The organism is Mesorhizobium erdmanii USDA 3471 (genome assembly GCF_000472705.1).
Classification (GTDB): domain Bacteria; phylum Pseudomonadota; class Alphaproteobacteria; order Rhizobiales; family Rhizobiaceae; genus Mesorhizobium; species Mesorhizobium erdmanii.
The window spans coordinates 21,939-38,494 of record NZ_KI421453.1 but is presented as its reverse complement, the minus strand read 5'-3'; the positions used below and the strand labels follow the sequence as shown (position 1 = coordinate 38,494).

Annotated in this window: 17 protein-coding genes; 13 read left to right on the top strand and 4 right to left on the bottom strand. The window is 63.6% G+C overall.

Annotated elements, in window-relative coordinates:
* Positions 1–70 precede the first annotated feature (70 nt).
* Together A3AU_RS0127645 and sbmA are read left to right on the top strand one after the other, a co-directional pair.
* Complete coding sequence (locus tag A3AU_RS0127645; RefSeq protein WP_027055752.1) at positions 71–1,228, top strand: YbfB/YjiJ family MFS transporter; 1,158 nt, start codon at positions 71–73, stop codon at positions 1,226–1,228.
* Positions 1,229–1,342: 114 nt separating this feature from the next.
* Positions 1,343–2,602 carry a peptide antibiotic transporter SbmA gene (gene sbmA / locus A3AU_RS0127640; RefSeq protein WP_027055751.1) on the top strand — a complete coding sequence of 420 codons (1,260 nt, stop codon included), beginning with the start codon at positions 1,343–1,345 and terminating at the stop codon, positions 2,600–2,602.
* A 36-nt stretch (positions 2,603–2,638) separates the two neighbouring features.
* Here sbmA and A3AU_RS0127635 read toward each other — a convergent pair whose 3' ends face one another.
* Positions 2,639–3,640 carry a polysaccharide deacetylase family protein gene (locus A3AU_RS0127635; RefSeq protein ID WP_027055750.1) on the bottom strand — a complete coding sequence of 334 codons (1,002 nt, stop codon included), beginning with the start codon at positions 3,638–3,640 and terminating at the stop codon, positions 2,639–2,641.
* Between the two features lie 215 nt (positions 3,641–3,855).
* On the opposite strand from A3AU_RS0127635, the gene A3AU_RS0127630 reads away from it, so the two are divergent.
* The gene (locus A3AU_RS0127630; protein ID WP_027055749.1) at positions 3,856–4,521 is read left to right on the top strand and encodes a tetratricopeptide repeat protein; all 666 of its coding nucleotides are present in this window, start codon (positions 3,856–3,858) and stop codon (positions 4,519–4,521) included.
* Between the two features lie 63 nt (positions 4,522–4,584).
* The gene (der, locus tag A3AU_RS0127625; RefSeq protein WP_027055748.1) at positions 4,585–6,024 is read left to right on the top strand and encodes a ribosome biogenesis GTPase Der; all 1,440 of its coding nucleotides are present in this window, start codon (positions 4,585–4,587) and stop codon (positions 6,022–6,024) included.
* An 18-nt stretch (positions 6,025–6,042) separates the two neighbouring features.
* On the opposite strand, the gene A3AU_RS0127620 is transcribed toward der, so the two are convergent.
* Positions 6,043–6,960, bottom strand: coding sequence for a LysR substrate-binding domain-containing protein (locus A3AU_RS0127620; protein ID WP_027055747.1), 918 nt, complete (start codon positions 6,958–6,960; stop codon positions 6,043–6,045).
* A gap of 119 nt (positions 6,961–7,079) precedes the next feature.
* Between A3AU_RS0127620 and A3AU_RS0127615 the strand changes: the two genes are divergently transcribed.
* The 7 genes from A3AU_RS0127615 (at position 7,080) to A3AU_RS0127585 (ending at position 12,608) form a co-directional block, all read left to right on the top strand.
* On the top strand, positions 7,080–8,363 hold the full coding sequence (locus tag A3AU_RS0127615) for an MFS transporter (RefSeq protein WP_027055746.1): 1,284 nt from the start codon (positions 7,080–7,082) through the stop codon (positions 8,361–8,363).
* A 145-nt stretch (positions 8,364–8,508) separates the two neighbouring features.
* Positions 8,509–9,693 carry a cell wall hydrolase gene (locus A3AU_RS0127610; RefSeq protein ID WP_027055745.1) on the top strand — a complete coding sequence of 395 codons (1,185 nt, stop codon included), beginning with the start codon at positions 8,509–8,511 and terminating at the stop codon, positions 9,691–9,693.
* Between the two features lie 256 nt (positions 9,694–9,949).
* Positions 9,950–10,357 carry an AtpZ/AtpI family protein gene (locus tag A3AU_RS0127605; RefSeq protein WP_027055744.1) on the top strand — a complete coding sequence of 136 codons (408 nt, stop codon included), beginning with the start codon at positions 9,950–9,952 and terminating at the stop codon, positions 10,355–10,357.
* Positions 10,358–10,414: 57 nt separating this feature from the next.
* Positions 10,415–11,173, top strand: coding sequence for a F0F1 ATP synthase subunit A (locus A3AU_RS0127600; RefSeq protein ID WP_027055743.1), 759 nt, complete (start codon positions 10,415–10,417; stop codon positions 11,171–11,173).
* Positions 11,174–11,234: 61 nt separating this feature from the next.
* Complete coding sequence (locus tag A3AU_RS0127595; protein WP_010914827.1) at positions 11,235–11,459, top strand: F0F1 ATP synthase subunit C; 225 nt, start codon at positions 11,235–11,237, stop codon at positions 11,457–11,459.
* A gap of 62 nt (positions 11,460–11,521) precedes the next feature.
* Complete coding sequence (locus tag A3AU_RS0127590) at positions 11,522–12,106, top strand: F0F1 ATP synthase subunit B (protein WP_027055742.1); 585 nt, start codon at positions 11,522–11,524, stop codon at positions 12,104–12,106.
* Between the two features lie 10 nt (positions 12,107–12,116).
* On the top strand, positions 12,117–12,608 hold the full coding sequence (locus tag A3AU_RS0127585; protein WP_027055741.1) for a F0F1 ATP synthase subunit B: 492 nt from the start codon (positions 12,117–12,119) through the stop codon (positions 12,606–12,608).
* 143 nt (positions 12,609–12,751) lie between these two features.
* Here the strand turns inward: A3AU_RS0127585 and A3AU_RS0127580 are convergent, their stop codons facing one another.
* Positions 12,752–13,447, bottom strand: coding sequence for a ribonuclease HII (locus tag A3AU_RS0127580; protein ID WP_027055740.1), 696 nt, complete (start codon positions 13,445–13,447; stop codon positions 12,752–12,754).
* Between the two features lie 154 nt (positions 13,448–13,601).
* On the bottom strand, positions 13,602–14,756 hold the full coding sequence (locus tag A3AU_RS0127575; protein WP_027055739.1) for a PA0069 family radical SAM protein: 1,155 nt from the start codon (positions 14,754–14,756) through the stop codon (positions 13,602–13,604).
* A gap of 150 nt (positions 14,757–14,906) precedes the next feature.
* On the opposite strand from A3AU_RS0127575, the gene A3AU_RS0127570 reads away from it, so the two are divergent.
* Together A3AU_RS0127570 and A3AU_RS0127565 are read left to right on the top strand one after the other, a co-directional pair.
* A complete protein-coding gene (locus A3AU_RS0127570) occupies positions 14,907–15,434 on the top strand; it encodes a glycosyltransferase (protein WP_027055738.1) in 528 nt (175 codons plus the stop codon).
* Between the two features lie 147 nt (positions 15,435–15,581).
* On the top strand, positions 15,582–16,556 hold the full coding sequence (locus tag A3AU_RS0127565; RefSeq protein WP_027055737.1) for a hypothetical protein: 975 nt from the start codon (positions 15,582–15,584) through the stop codon (positions 16,554–16,556).

Below are 16,556 nucleotides of genomic sequence, written 5' to 3'. Positions count from 1 at the left end.
GCCTCGCGGTTGTACTGGCCCAACAAAAGGCGGATTGTTTCACCGTGTCGCGCACTTATTGTGCGCCGCAATGACATCGGCCTCGACAGCGCTGCGTTTTACCTTCGCCGGCATGATTGCCATGGCCGTTGCCATGGGCATCGGCCGCTTCGTCTACACCCCGATCCTGCCTGGCATGATGGAGGAACTCCATCTGTCGCCGGCCAATGCCGGGTGGATCGCTTCCGCCAACTATCTCGGCTACCTCATCGGCGCACTGGTCGCGGCGGGCGGCTGGGCGCATGGGCGTGAGCGCCTGCTGATGCTGGCGGCTCTTGGCGCCAGCACTGTCCTGGCCGCGCTGATGGGCCTGTCCGACACGATGGTCGCCTTTCTCCTCATCCGCTTTCTGGCTGGTCTGGCGAGCGCCTTCGTCATGGTGTTCATGGCCAGCATCGTTTTCAGCCATATCGCCGCCGCCGGCCGCGGCGACCTGCAGGCGTGGCATTTTGGCGGTGTCGGCCTCGGCATCGCAATCTCGGCGGCAATGATGGCACTGCTGGTCACCGAACATGCCGGCTGGGCGGCGGGCTGGCTGTGGTCGGCGGCGATTTCGGTTTGCGGCTTCGTGGTCGTCGCGCTGCTGGTCAATGAAGGCCCGCTCGCCAGTGGTGAAGCCGTCCGTGAGCCGGCGCTGCCGAGAGACCGGTCACTGATGAAGATCATCATTGCCTATGGCCTGTTTGGCTTTGGCTATGTGGTGACCGCGACGTTCCTGGTCGCCATCGTCCGGCAAGGCGGCGGCAGCCGCGTCTTCGAGGCCATGGTGTGGCTGGCCGCCGGTCTTGCCGGCTTTCCCTCGACCTGGCTGTGGCAGAAGATCGCCACGCGCATCGGGCTTTACGCCGCCTATGCGCTGGCGTGCATCATCGAAGTGATCGGCGTCACCGCCAGCGTCGCCCTTGGCGGACATGCAGGGCCGCTGCTTGGCGGTCTGCTGCTCGGCGTTACCTTCATTGCCATCACGGCGCTTGGCCTGCAGGCGGCGAGGCAGCAGGCGCCAAGGGCGCCCCGGCGCATCTTTGCCTTGATGACGGCGTCCTTCGGTCTTGGCCAGATCATCGGTCCGATCGCCGCCGGCCTTTTGGCACAGATGTCAGGCGATTTCTTCCTCGCTTCGATCGTCGCCGCGGCCATGCTGGTTGTCTCCGGCGCCATCACATGGTCGGCTGCGCCAAAATCGCCATGATTTGTCGTCTTGCTCGACACCGGGCATCGGACAGGCATTTGCTTTCCCCCTAATGTGTGACTTTATGCCCGTCGCAGTCCGCTGATTTGCCCATCGAGTAAGGAATTCGCCACAGTGTTCGTATCCTTCTTTCCGCAGCCGAAGCTGTTCTTCTCTTCGGCCGCCATCTGGAGCCTTGCGGCGATCCTGTTCTGGTTTTTCGGCGGCGAGCAATTGGGCGCCGTCCTTGGCCTCCCGCCTGCGGCAGCCGGCGCGCCGCCGATCATCGGCATCGCCGTTCTCGTGTCGAAGCCGTTCATCTGGTTCTACATCTACTTCGCGCTTTGCGTGGCCATCTTCTATGCATTCTGGAGCTGGTATTCGCCGCATCCCTGGCAGCGCTGGTCGATCCTGATGACGGCGATCATTCTGTTCTTCATCTATTTCAATGTGCAGGTCAGCGTCGCCGTCAACGCCTGGTACGGTCCCTTCTTCGACTATGTGCAAGGGCTGATGTCGGGGACCGGAAAATCGACCAACGGCGAATTCTACACCGGACTGGCCGACTTCTCATGGCTGGCGCTGGTCGGCATGAATGTGCAGGTGGTCAATGCCTTTATCGTCAGCCACTGGATCTTCCGCTGGCGCACGGCGATGAACAACTATTTCATCGAGAACTGGAGCAAGCTGCGCCATATCGAGGGCGCCTCCCAGCGTATCCAGGAAGACACGATGCGGTTCTCGCAGATCATGGAGGATCTCGGCTCCAGCTTCGTCCAGTCGATCATGACCCTGATAGCCTTCCTGCCGGTCATGATCCAATTGCAGGCCCATATCAGCGAACTGCCGATTGTCGGCGCAATCCCGCAGCCGCTGGTGGTCGCGGCACTTGCCTGGTGCCTGTTCGGAACGATCTCCGTGATGATTGCCGGCCTGAAGCTTCCGGGGCTGCAGTTCCGCAACCAGCGCGTCGAAGCCGCTTATCGAAAGGAGTTGGTTTACGGTGAGGATCATGCGGACAGGGCGCAGCCGGCGACCACCGCCGAACTGTTCGCCAATGTCCGGCACAATTATTTCAGGCTCTATTTCCACTACATCTACTTCAACGTCGTCCGGTACACCTACCTGCAGGCCGACAATATCTTCTCGCTGCTGATCCTTGGGCCGTCGCTGGTCGCGCACAAGATAACCTTCGGTGCCCTGAACCAGATATCGAATGCATTCGGCAAGGTCACAGGTTCGCTGCAGTTCCTGCTCACCTCCTGGTCGACCATTGTCGAGTTGCAGTCGGTCCACAAGCGCCTGCGCGCCTTCGAGGCCACGCTGCTCGGCGAGCCGCTGCCCGATATCGACCAGCGCTATATGGCAAGGCAGAGCGCCGAGGATCCGGCTTAGGACCCTTCAGGGATCGATGCGAATGAGGTTGGCGGCTCAGCCGCCGACCGAGGCCTGCTTGGCATCCTGCCGCGAAAGATAGTCGCGAAAACTGATGCACTCGACGTCGGCCTTTACGCAGACCTCGCCGGCAAAGCGCTCCAGCGCGTTCCAGTAGGCGCCGTCATTCATCAGCGTGAAGTGGAAGCCGAGTTCCAGCGGGATGCGTTTGCCCCGATACTGCGTGTCGAAAGCGGCGCGAAAGGCCTGATAGGTCCGGTCCGCGAACTCGTCCGCCTGGCTCGGCCGCTCGAAGCCGCCGGAATGTCTGACGTAGAGATTGTAGTCCATGGCGATCACCGGCCGCGCGTTCGGGCCTTCCGGGATCTGGGGCAGCGAAAAGCGGGTGATGCCGCCGGCGGTCGGCGGCTGGGCAGGGCCTTGTGAAACGCCGCTGGCGTCGAACCGGTAACCGGCTGCGGGCAAGGCCTCGTAAAGCGCCTTGCCCGTCGACAGGTAGGGCGCGCGGAAACCGACAACCGCATGCCGCGCGAAATCGCGCCAGCCCTGTGGTTCGGGCGTAATGCCGTTGATCGCATAGGCGTTCTCGAGAATGTGCTTGAACGAGCCGAATTCCTTCAGCCAGTCGGCCTTGCTCCAGTCCTTGCCGTCGAAATGGCCGCAGGCGTGGCTGGCAATGTCGTGGCCCTCATGCGCGGCAAGGCCGATTTGTTCGAGCCGCTCGGCCACTTCCTGCTTTGAAGCGGCAAAGCCGATATTGGATTTGCCGGCCGTTTTGCCAGGCGCGGTGTATTCCTTGCGTGTCTCCTGCGACAACAGGAAAACGCAGGACAGAAAATAGGTGAAATGCGCGCCGGTGCGCTGTGCCAGCGCCCGGCTGCGCTTCCACTGCGAGATGTCGCGGGCGCTGTCGAACGAGATGATGACCACTTGCTTCGGCTTCGCCTGGGTTGGCGGAGCAGGTGGGTCGGCGAGAGCCACCCCTGTGACGGCGAGCGAGGCAAACGAAAACGCAACAACGCGAGACAAACAAGGCATAGGCAATCTTACAGGCTCCGGCGGTCACCAAGCCGGCTATCTCCGAAATGTGGCGTGGGTGCGATTGGCCTTGTGGGCCGTTTGCCCGAGGCAAACATCCGTTTGCCCCCCGCAGAATAGGCGAATTTCCGTTCGAACCCCTTCCATGCCGACAAAATTTCGCTAAAACGCGGGCTCATGAACCGCCCCGGCCTGGGGCAGGAATGGTTTGATTGATGTCCGACGACAGTTTTATCCGTGAAGTCAATGACGAGATGCGCCGCGAGCAGGCGCAGAAGCTATGGGACCGTTTTGGCCCCGCTTTGCTGGCTATCGCGATCCTCGTGGTGCTCGGCACCGCCGCCTTCGTCGGCTACCGCTATTGGGACGAGACGCGCGCCAACCGCTCCGGCGACGCCTTCTCGCAAGCCTTGAAGCTCGCCAATGACGGCAAGAACGACGAGGCGCTGGCCGCGCTCGATCAGCTGGAGAAGGATGGCTACGGCGCCTATCCGCTGCTCGCCCGCATGCGTGCCGCTACCGTCAAGGCGAGCAAGGGCGACACCGATGCCGCCGTAAAGGATTTCGACGCGGTCGCCGCCGACACGGCCATTCCCGCCGGCATTCGCGATATGGCACGGCTCAGGGCCGCGCTGCTGCTCGTCGATCACGGCTCCTTCGCCGACGTCTCCAGCCGCGTCGAGGCGCTGACATCGGACACCAACACGCTGCGCCACACGGCGCGCGAGGCGCTAGGCCTTGCCGCCTGGAAGGAAGGCAAGACCCAGGACGCGCTGAAACTGTTCGACCAGATCGCTTCGGATGACGGCGCTCCGCGCAACATCCGCGAGCGGGCGACCTTGATGTCCGAGCTGATCCGTGGCTCGGGCAACGCGTCGTAAATGCATGTCGCCCAGAAGTGTCCAGCGGCTTTGGGGCAACGACATGCATGATTGTGGGACGGCATGAGCTTCAAAGTCGCCATCATCGGCCGGCCTAACGTCGGCAAATCGGCTCTTTTCAATCGGCTGGTCGGAAGGAAGCTGGCGCTCGTCGACGATACGCCCGGCGTCACCCGTGACCGCCGCGTCCATGCCGCCAAGCTTTACGACCTGCATTTCGACGTCATCGACACTGCCGGTTTCGAGGATGCCGGCGCCTCGACCTTGCCCGGCCGCATGCGCGCGCAGACCGAGATCGCCATCCGTGAAGCCGACCTGATCTTCTTCACCATCGATGCCAAGTCCGGCCTCCTGCCGGACGACAGGACCTTTGCCGAAATCGTTCGCAAATCCGGCAAGCCGGTGGTGCTGGTCGCCAACAAGGCCGAGGCCAGGGGCGCCCAGGGCGGTATGCTCGAGGCTTGGGAACTCGGCCTTGGCGAACCAATCCCGGTCTCGGCCGAACATGGCCAGGGCATGCCCGATCTGCGCGATGCGGTGATATCGGCGCTTGGCGAGGCCCGCGCCTTCGGCGAGGAAGAAGAGGGCGACGACGACGAGATCGCCTCCACCGAGGTGCTGATTGGCGAGGACATTGCCGATCCTGACGCCGAGGATGCGCATGGCTATGACGACACCAAGCCGATGCGTATCGCCGTCGTCGGCCGCCCGAATGCCGGCAAGTCGACACTGATCAATGCGCTGATCGGTGAGGAGCGGCTTCTGACCGGGCCGGAGGCCGGCATCACCCGCGATTCGATCTCGGTCGACTGGGACTGGCGCGGCCGCCAGATAAAACTGTTCGATACGGCCGGCATGCGCCGCAAGGCCAGGATCCATGAAAAGCTCGAAGTGATGTCGGTGCAGGATGGCCTGCGCGCCATCCGTTTCGCCGAGATCGTCGTCATCGTGCTCGACGCCACGATCCCCTTCGAGAAGCAGGATCTGCAGATCGCCGACCTGATCATCCGAGAAGGCAGGGCGCCGGTGATTGCCTTCAACAAATGGGACCTGATCGATAATCCGCAGGAGCTGCTGGCCGAACTGCGCGAGAAGACCGAGCGGCTGTTGCCGCAGGTGCGCGGCATCCAGGCGGTGCCGGTCTCGGCCGAGACCGGACGCGGCCTCGACAAGCTGATGGATGCGGTGCTGAGGACCCACAAGGTCTGGAACAGCCGCGTCTCGACCGGCAAGCTCAACCGCTGGCTCGAAGCCATATTGGCGCATCACCCGCCGCCCGCCGTTGCCGGGCGCCGGCTGAAGGTCAAGTATGTGACCCAGGCCAAGACCCGGCCGCCGGGTTTTGTCGTCCAGTGCTCGCGGCCGGAGGCGATGCCGCAATCCTATGTGCGCTATCTCTCCAACAGCCTGCGCGAAGCCTTCGACATGCCGGGCGTGCCGATCCGCATCGCGCTGCGCACCTCCGATAACCCATTCGCCGGCCGGGCCAAGAAGCGCGGCTGAGCCCTGTCGCTCGTCCGCTCAGGCCACGGCACGCAAGCTGGTGGTCCGCGCATTGTCCGGCAGTGCCTGCCGCGCCGCATCCAGCAAGATGTCGGCGAGGCGCGCCGCCACCGGCTCGGGTTCGGCATCCCGGCGATGCAGGTAAAGTGCCATCTTGGGCAATGCCGGCAGGCCGGCGATCTCGGGCGTCATCGCGCTGACGCTGGCCGGCAGGCCGATATCGGTGCGGATCGTCAGCCCAAGTCCAGCCGCCACGGCCGCCCAGATGCCGCCAAGGCTCGGGCTGGAGAAGGCCATGCGCCAGGGTAGCCCGGCGCGGTCGAGTGTTTCCGTCGCCACCGTGCGCAACAGGCATGGCGCTTCGAGCGCCACCAGCGGCAGCGGTTCGCCCTCGCGCAGGCTGGTCTCGATGCGTTTTGCCGGGCCGATCCAGCGCATGGGAACGTCGGCGACATGCTCGCTGTAGGGCAGCGTCTGGCCGCTGTGCCAGGCGAGCGCGATGTCGAGGCTGCCTGACATCACCCTTTCGGCAAGGTGGTGGCTGCGCGCGATCCTGGCCTCGATCTTGACCTTGGGATGGGCGCGGGCGAAGCGTCCAAGAACGTCGGGAAGCACGGCCTCGCCGAAATCCTCCTGCAGGCCGAGCCGCACCCAACCTTCCAGCTCGACATCATGGATCGCCGCCGCCGCCTCGTCATTCAGCTCGAGCAGCCGGCGCGCATAACCGAGCATGGTTTCGCCGGCCTCCGTCAAGGCTAGGCCGCGCCCGGCTTTGCGGAAGATCGGCGTCGCTGCCTGTTCTTCCAGTTTCCTCAATTGCGCGCTGACCGCCGAGGTCGACCGACCAAGCCGGTCGGCGGCCTTGGCGAAGCTGCCGAGTTCCATGCCGGTGACGAAACTGCGCAGAACGTCGAGGTCGAATGTCACGCGATGCATAAGAATGTCCTGTTTTTCAGGATCGATAGTCCAAAACTTCCTGATTTTAAGGATGAAGTTATGGCGCTAGAGAGATGCCGTCAAGGTCCGGGCGACTGGACCACCACGGGAATGAAGCCATGTCCGCCATTGTCGACTGCACCGACCAACAGCCTAAGAAAATCCTGAAAGACAGGGCCACCGGCCGCGCCGCAAGGGTATTCAGCCCAGGTCATCGCTGGAAGGTTCTTGGCATCGGTGTCGCCGCGAACGCCAGCTTCTCGGCCACCTTCTCCGGCATACCGGCAACGGCGGTCGTGCTTCGCCAGGGCTATCAGTTGAGCAATGCCGAACTTGGCGTCGCGCTCGGCGTCCTTGGCTTGGGCGTTGCGCTCAGCGAATTGCCATGGGGCCTGCTCACCGATCGCTGGGGCGACCGCCGCGTGCTGCTGACGGGGCTTGGCGCGACGGCCGCATGGCTCCTTGCCATGGCCATGCTCGTCGTGCCGACGAGGTCGGCCGTTCCCGATGTGGTGCTCCTGTCGGCAAGCCTGCTCATTGCGGGACTGCTCGGCGGCAGTGTCAACGGCTCGAGCGGCCGCGCCATCATGGGCTGGTTCCGGGAGAATGAGCGCGGCTTCGCCATGAGCATCCGGCAGACGGCGGTACCGCTTGGCGGAGGCCTCGGCGCGCTTGTCCTGCCGTCGCTCGCGCTCGCTTTCGGCTTCTCCGCCGTGTTCGGGCTCCTCGCAGGCGCATCCGCGCTGTTCGCCTGGCGTTGGCTGCATGAACCGCCGGCGGCGGGCCACGTGCTGTCGTCCGCGGTGGCCGGACCGGCCCCACTGCGCAACATCGAGGTCTGGCGCATCGCCACCGCAATCGGCCTTCTCTGCTTTCCGCAGGTGGCGGTGCTCACTTTCGCGTCGGTGTTTCTGCACGATTTCGCCGGGTTGGGGACGGCGGCGATCAGCGCGAGCCTCGCCGCGGTGCAGGTCGGTGCTATGGTCATGCGGGTCTGGAGCGGCCGTTTCACCGACCGCCACGGCAACCGGCGTCAGTTTCTGCGTTCTTGCAGCGCGCTCAGCGCGTTGGCATTCGCCGTGCTTTGGCTGCTGGTTCTGGCCAGCCCCGTCATGCCTGGCGGCCAGTCCTTGCTGATCGCGGTCCTTCCCTTGGTGCTCATCGTCGCGGGCGTCTCGGTGTCCGCCTGGCACGGGGTCGCCTACACGGAGCTTGCCACGCTTGCCGGCGCCGGCCATGTCGGAACCGCGCTCAGCCTGGCCAACACCTTCGTTTTCGTCGGCTTCTTCCTGGTGCCGGTAGCCATTCCCGGACTGCTGCACCTGTGGTCCTGGTCCGGCGTATGGCTGTCGGCCGCCATATGCGCCGTGGTCGCGTGGCCGATCTTCCTGCGGCCGGCCTGAATGTTCCTGCCGCAAAACCGCCCGACTTCGAAACCACCACCTTGAGCCGACTGAGAAAACCCGATCGATCCCGTTAACGTCCCATCAAGGTTAATGCATCATTTTGCTCTCCAGTGGGGTCAGTAGCGTTCCTGGAGAGAGTTCCGTGCATCGACGCGTCTTGAAGCGGCTTGTTGCCGCCGCCGGTGAGAAGAAACGCAATTTTGTGTCTCCTTTCATCATCGGCCTCGGCATCTGGATCGGCTTCCCGACCGTCGCCGCCTACCAGGACATGACCAGCCTGGTTTCCGGCTTGGAATCGCCCACCGCGCGCTGGAATTCCTATGTCGAGAGATCCGTCGCTGGTTCGGTGCATGCCGCCGAGATGCCGTTCGTCGATTCCGACGTCACCGGTTCGATCTCGGGATCGGGCATTCACCTGGCGGGCGTCGGCAATGTCTCGTTTCGCGGCAAGGGCGGCAAGGTCAGCGCCACCCCCGACGAGGATCGCGTCGTGCGCGCCGACAAGAAGGGCCGCATCGTCCAGGTGTCTCCCGTTGCGCCGCCGAAGAACTTCAACGCAGGTTCGATCTTCCAGCGGACTTCCTCCTTGATGCGACCGAGCATGGATGGCGGCCTGAAAATGGCCTTCGCCAAGCCGCAGCTCAAAGGCAAGCAAATCCAGATCGCCGCGGAATTCCATGCGCGTGAAGACAAGAAGCCGGATCCGGGCGTGCCGGCCATGCTTGCCGCTTTGGTCAACAACGACCATCCCGATGTCCTGGCGACGGCCTATGCGCAATCCGAGCCGGACTATGCCAAGGCCTCGCCCTTCGAAGCCCTGCTGCAGGATGAGCAGCCCAACAGCGGCCGCTTCATTCCGCCGATGGCCAAGGGCGACCATTGGTGGATCCAGAACCCGCTGCCAGAAAGCGTCTTCTCCAAGAAGGAGCAGGCATGCCTGGCCAACGGCATCTATTTCGAGGCGAGAAGCGAATCGGTGCGTGGACAGGCCGCCGTCGCCCAGGTCATTCTCAACCGCGTCCGCAATCCGGCCTATCCCAATTCGATCTGCGGCGTCGTCTACCAGAATGACAGCTGGTTCAATCGCTGCCAGTTCTCCTTCGCTTGCGACGGCAGGAAGAAGCGCATCGAGAGCCCGGTCGCCTACAAGACCGCGCAGGACATCGCCATGGCCGTCACCGCCGGCAAGATCTTCATCCCGGAGGTCGGATCGTCGACCCATTACTACGCCCAGTATGTCCATCCCGGTTGGGCACGCACGATGCAGAAAATGACCAAGATCGGCCTGCATATCTTCTACCGCACCTATGGCGGCGGCTGGAGTTGAGCGGCCGTCAGTCTCCGATCTTTTCTCGCGCCCGCGCGGCTGATCGGGGAGCCATTGCCTGGGGGATTCGCACGGCGCATCCCCATCCTCGCGGCGGGCACGATGTCGCACCTCTCTAATTCTTTGATTTCATTGCGCAAAATACAAGGCAATGAACTTCCGCCCGTGGCTTGACGGGCGCAAACCCTCTAACTATGTTGCCGGCGACTTTAGAAGCGGACGGACGGTGACGGTCTGACCGGGCAGGGGGGTTGCGATGGCCGACAAGAATGGGCCAGACGGAACCGGAGAAACCGGCCCCGGCACTCAGCATGAAACCGGCATCCGCGACGACGATCTTGAGCGACGTCGGCGTGAACTTGAAGCATCGCTTGCGACAAGGCTGCCGAACCGGCTCGAGGGGAAAGACGACGCGAAAGCGGGCAGTGCGGCCGGATATGGCCAGGCGGTCAAACTCTCCAGTGAATTTATCGCTGGCGTGGTGGTGGGCGCTGGCATCGGCTGGATCATCGACCGTATGGCGGGGACATCGCCATGGGGTCTGATCGTTTTCCTGCTGCTTGGTTTCGGCGCCGGCGTGCTCAATGTCATGCGTTCCGCGGGCGTTGTGGCAGAATTCGGACAGGGCAACACATCGCGCTCTGACCGGGACGACAGCAAGTGACCGCCCTTCAGGCGGCAATGGTAATTTGGCCGTACGCGGCATTGACGGGGTTAGAACGTGGCAGCTGACAAGGTCGATCCGATCCACCAGTTCCATATCATCAAGCTGGTTCCGATTAACATCGGCGGCTACGATCTGTCCTTCACAAATTCGGCACTGTTCATGGTCGCGACGGTGATCGTCGCGGCGGCTTTCCTCTATCTCACCACGTCGAGCCGCAGCCTGGTTCCCGGCCGGATGCAGTCGGTCTCCGAGATGGCCTACGAATTTGTCGCAAACATGTTGCGCGATGCAGCAGGCACGCAGGGCATGAAGTTCTTCCCTCTTGTGTTTTCGCTGTTCATGTTCGTGCTGGTCGCCAACCTGCTCGGCCTGTTCCCTTACTTCTTCACCGTCACCAGCCACATCATCGTCACCTTCGGTCTGGCTATCCTGGTGATTGGCACCGTCATCGTCTACGGCTTCATGAAGCATGGGCTTGGCTTCCTGAAGCTGTTCGTGCCGAAAGGCGTGCCTCTCGTGATGATGGTGCTTGTCGTTCCGATCGAAGTCATTTCCTTCGTCTCGCGCCCGATCAGCCTCTCGGTTCGTCTGTTCGCCAACATGTTGGCCGGCCACATCACGCTGAAGGTGTTTTCGGGCTTCGTCGTTAGCCTCTCCGCGCTCGGTGCGGTTGGCGTGGCGGGCTCGATCCTGCCGCTGGCAATGGCGGTTGCGCTGACGGCACTGGAGCTGCTCGTCGCCTTCCTGCAGGCCTACGTCTTCGCGGTTTTGACCTGCATGTATCTCAACGACGCCCTGCACCCCAGCCACTAAATCTCACCGGCGCATGACGCCAACCACAAATCTGCAACAACGGAACCACAAGGAGTTTGACATGGAAGTAAATGCAGCAGCTGCAATCGGCGCCGGTATCGCTTGCCTGGGCATGGGTGGCGCGGGCATTGGCCTGGGCAACATCTTCGGCAGCTATCTCTCTGGCGCGTTGCGCAATCCGTCGGCTGCCGATGGCCAGTTCGGTCGCCTGATCTTCGGTTTCGCCGTGACCGAAGCCCTGGGCATCTTCTCGCTCCTGATCGCGCTCCTCCTGGTGTTCAAGTAAGAAACACAGGCTGACGAAGGGGGGCGCATGGTGCGACCTTACCTTATGGACAGGGGAATGAGATGTTCGTGACATCTGCCTTTGCGGAAGAGACCGCGCCCTCGGTGACGGGAGGCGAAACGCATTCCGGCACAGGCGTGCCTGCCGAAGCGCACGGCACGTTCCCGCCATTCGATCCGGCGACGTTTCCGTCGCAGCTTCTGTGGCTGGCTATCACCTTCGGGCTGTTCTACCTCTTCTTGAAGAAGGTAGCGATGCCGCGCATTGGCGGCATCATTGACGTCCGTAACGATCGCATCAGCCAGGACCTTGACCAGGCATCGAAGTTGAAGGGCGAGGCCGACGCCGCGGTTGCTGCTTACGAGCAGGAACTGGCGGAAGCCAAGAAGAACGCCAACTCGATCGGCCAGCAGGCAAACGATGCGGCCAAGACGGAAGCCGATACCGCGCGCAAGAAGATCGAGGCCGCGCTCGACGAGAGGCTCGGCGAGGCCGAGGCGCGCATTTCTTCCATCAAGGCCAACGCCATGAAGGAAGTCGGCAGCATCGCAGAGGACACCGCTTCGGCGATCGTCGAGGCACTGGTCGGCGGCGGCAAGGCCAGCAAGGCCGATATCGCGGCCGCGGTCAAATCCGTGGCCCGGTGAGGAGCGCATCATGGACGCTACATCTCTCGCAACGCTCTGGGCAACGATAGCCCTGATCATCTTCCTGGGCGTCGCCATCTACATCAAGGTGCCTGGGCTGATCGCCAAGGCGCTGGATGCCCGCGCCGCCAGGATCAGCAGTGAACTAGACGAGGCACGCAAGCTGCGCGACGAGGCCCAGCAGCTGCTCGGCCAGTACAAGAAGAAGCGCAAGGAAGCCGAGCAGGAGGCTGCCGACATCGTTGCCGCCGCCAAGCGCGAGGCCGAACTGCTCGCCGCCGAAGCGCACAAGAAGACCGAAGACTATGTGGCCCGGCGTACCGCATTAGCCGAACAGAAGATCGGCCAGGCCGAACGCGATGCGGTTGCCGAGGTGCGCGCCAGTGCCGCTGACATCGCTGTCGAGGCCGCCCGCGCGCTGCTGGCCGCCAAGATCGATGCCAAGGCCGGAGCAGACCTGTTCAAGGCTTCGCTCGCGGATGTGAGGGCCAAGCTGAACTGAGCCGAGAGCATCGAGGAAATCAGAAGCCGCCCGGGCAACCTGGCGGCTTTTTTGTTGGGCGGTCCACCGAAGCCGCCGATCTCCCCTTTGTGAGGGAGATCACCGATGCTCTCGCTAATTACCGAGAGGAAATGCTCTTCGGCTCAGTCCAGCCCGGCCAGGCTCTCTTCTTCCGCCACCTCAACCCCGCCCAGCCTGAACGGCGCGAACGACACGCGGTGCAGGCGCGCGACCGGGCCATGGGCTTCGATCGCGGTGCGATGGCGAGCCGTGGCATAGCCCATATGGACCTCGAAGCCGTAGCGGTCGTGGTGGTTGCCGCAGCCGCACATCATGCGGTCGCGCATCACCTTCGCCACGATCGAGGCGGCGGCGATCGACTGCGAACGCTGGTCGCCCTTGATCAGCGCGCGGCCGTCGCACGGCAATCCAGGCGGAACGTCGCGTCCGTCGGCAAGGGCAAGCTTCGGCCGCACGGACAGCCCGACCAGGGCGCGCCGCATGGCCTCGAGACTGGCCTTGAGGATATTGCTGCCGTCGATGCCTTCGGCGCTAATCGAGGCCATCGAAACCGCTTGCGCCGAGCCAAGGATGCGCAGGAACAGTGCCTCGCGCTGCAAATGGCTGAGCCGCTTGGAATCGTCGAGACCTTCGGGAATGTTGGCAGGGTCGAGCACCACCGCCGCAGCGACCACCGGCCCGGCCAGCGGCCCGCGGCCGGCTTCGTCCATCCCAGCCACAGGCCACAGGCCGTCAGCCATCGCCTTCGTCTCGAAGGAGAAGTCGGGTTTCTCGACGATTTCGAAGAGAAGCGGAGAATCGGAACGCGCGCGAGCCATGTTGCGGCGAGGTTCGCATCGGCTCCGATTCTCCGCAAGTCCCTCCGGGTCGGGTGGGGCGCCGGACCGGGAGGGCACCGTCTACAGGCCGGGGCAGGCCGGACGGGATTCCTTGCTGTCGCTGCGGCGAGACCGCCGGCAGCGATGGGTCTTCTCAGAGCAGCATCAGCTGTTCCTGGTCCTTGCCGGCCGCGACGAACTGGTCGGTGCGCAGCGTACGCCGTTCGGCATTGAGGCCGAGCCGTTTGGCGGTGATCTCGAAGCGGCGGCCGATCTGCCAGGCATAGGGTCCGGCGCCCTTCATCCGCTTGCCCCATTCCGAATCGTAGTCCTTGCCGTCGCGCATCGAGCGGATCAGCGACATGACGTGGCGATAGCGGTCGGGATAGTGGCGCAGCAGCCAGTCCTTGAAGATCGGGCTGACTTCCAGCGGTAGACGCAGCACGACATAACCCGCCTCGCGTGCTCCGGCTGCGCGCGCCGAATCGAGGATCCGTTCCATCTCCTGGTCGGTGAGGCCGGGGATGATCGGCGCCACCATGACCGAAGTCGGAATGCCGGCATCCGACAGCTGCCGGATCGCCTCCAGCCGCTTGGTCGGCGTCGACGCGCGGGGCTCCATCGTCCTGGCCAGCATGCGGTCCATCGTCGTCACCGACAGCGCCACCTTGGCCAGCCCGCGTTCGGCCATGCGCGACAAGATGTCGATGTCGCGCGTCACCAGGGCGGATTTGGTGACGATGCCGACCGGGTGGCCGCGCGCTTCCAGCACTTCGAGGATCTCGCGCATGATCCGGTACTGTTTCTCGATCGGCTGGTAGGGATCGGTGTTGGTGCCGATGGCGACGGTGCGCGGCTGGTAGCCGTCCTTCGACAGCTCCTTGTCGAGCAGCCGCGCCGCATCCGGCTTGGCGAATAGCTTGGATTCGAAGTCCAGCCCCGGCGACAGGCCCATGAAGGCGTGCGTCGGCCGCGCGAAGCAATAGACGCAGCCATGCTCGCAGCCGCGATAGGGATTGATCGACCGGTCGAAGGAAATGTCGGGCGATTCGTTGCGGGTGATGATGGTGCGCGGCTTTTCCACCTGCACCTCGGTCTTGAACGGCGGCAGTTCCTCCAGAGAACTCCAGCCATCGTCGAACACGTGCCGGCTGACCGGTTCGAAGCGGCCGGACGGATTGATGCCCGCCGAGCGGCCGCGATTGCGGTCCGGGCGGATACGCATGCCACTCTGCTCGATCATCGCATTGGCCATCTCGGCTCGTCCTGCTCCGAAGGCTGCAATGTCGGCGCGCACGATCGGTTCCATCTTGGCCCGCTCCCAGGGACTGTCCATATTCTGTCGAATCGCTCTACTCATGAAATTATTCCTATTTCCCGTGCGAGAACAAAGCAAGAACTTTCTATGCTGCGCCGCAAAAACTGGCGCTGTGCGCGGCTTTCCGCTATTCGGCTAAACATGCTCAGTGTTCTCATTGAAACGCGCAATGACGAGGAGGCTCTCGCCCGCACGCTCGCCTCGCTGATTGGCGGCGCGGTCGAGGGCGTGGTGCGTGAGGTCGTCGTTTGCGATACCGGCTCCACCGACCAGACGCATCATGTCGCCGAGCATGCCGGCTGCCACTATGTGGCGAGCGGCGGTATCGCCGCGGGGATCCGGCAGGCCAAGGGTGACTGGCTGTTGCTGCTCGAGCCGGGCGCGCGGCTGGTGGAAGGCTGGATCGAAGCGGTCGTCGCCCATACGGCCAGGCAAACCATGGCGGCGCGATTCGTCCGTGCACGCGGCAGCCGCACGCCATTCCTGGCCCGGGTCTTTTCGGGAAACCGCGCGCTTGCCGACGGGCTGGTGATCAGCAAGCCCCAGGCTGCGTCCCTGTCGAAAAGTGCCGGCAGCGCCGAGGCTTTGGCGCGCGGCCTGGCGACAAAGAAGCTCGATGCCGAGATCTGGGTGGCGCCGCCGAAGCAGCAGCACCGCGCCCCGAAGTGATTTTTTTGCAACTGCTCTGTTTATTGTGCATTGCACAAAATCTGACGCGGGGTTAGCGTTCGGTCGAAGCGGGTGAATTGGGTTTGGGTCATGCGAATGGTGGGCACCGATGCGGCATCGGGTGTCACCCTCATGGACGAGGACCCGATGAACCTTTCGACATCAGACAAATCCGGCGCCGCCAGCCTCGAGGCCATTGCGCGCAATGGCAGCCTGCTGCGGCGCATCGCGGTTCGCATTCCGACCTATTTGACGGACCTGCGCGAAAACCCGGCCTGGCTGCCGATGTTCATGCTGGCGCGCACGATGCCTGGGCGCCGGATGCATTGGCTGGGCGCAAAACGCGCCCGGCCTGCCGATAATGCGGGGGATACGATGTTCGGCGGTGTCGAGCGGGCGGCGGTGGTCGATGCGCTGCGGTCCGACGGCCTGTTTTCCGGCCTTGTCCTGCCGCCGGAGGTCCACGGGGAGATCGCGGATTTCGCCGGGCGCACGCCTTGCTTCGGCAATTTCGATCGCCGTCTCGAATTCATGCCGGGCGAGCATGCCCAGGCCGAGAAACGCCTGGGCCGCTCGCTGCTCAGCGGGCACTATTTCGAACGCATCCTCGATTGCCCGGCGGCAACAGCCATACAGCGCGATCCGCTGCTTCTCGACATTGCCGCGCACTATCTCGGAGCTCAGGCGAAACTGATCACGACGCGAGTGTGGTGGAGCTTTCCAACCGGCGAAGCCTCCGACGCCGACAAGAACCTTGCCTCGCTGGGCAAGTATCACTTCGACCTCGACGACTGGCGCATGCTGAAATTCTTCTTCTACCTCAAGCCCGTCGACGCCGACACCGGTCCACATGTCTATGTCAGGGGCAGCCACAACAAGCGGGCCATAAAGCACCAGCTCACCTTGCTGGTCGGCCATCCCGCCCAGGAGGTGCTGGACGTCTATGGCGAGGAAAGCCCGGTGACGCTGACCGGCGAAGCGGGCCTCGGCTTCGTCGAGGACCCCTTTGGTTTCCACATGGGCACGGTGCCGGCGCGCACGCCGCGGCTTATGATGGAAGTCGGCTTCGGTGTTTCGCGCCCCTCGCGCCGGCGTTTTCACGGCGAGCCGGTCATCCGTTGA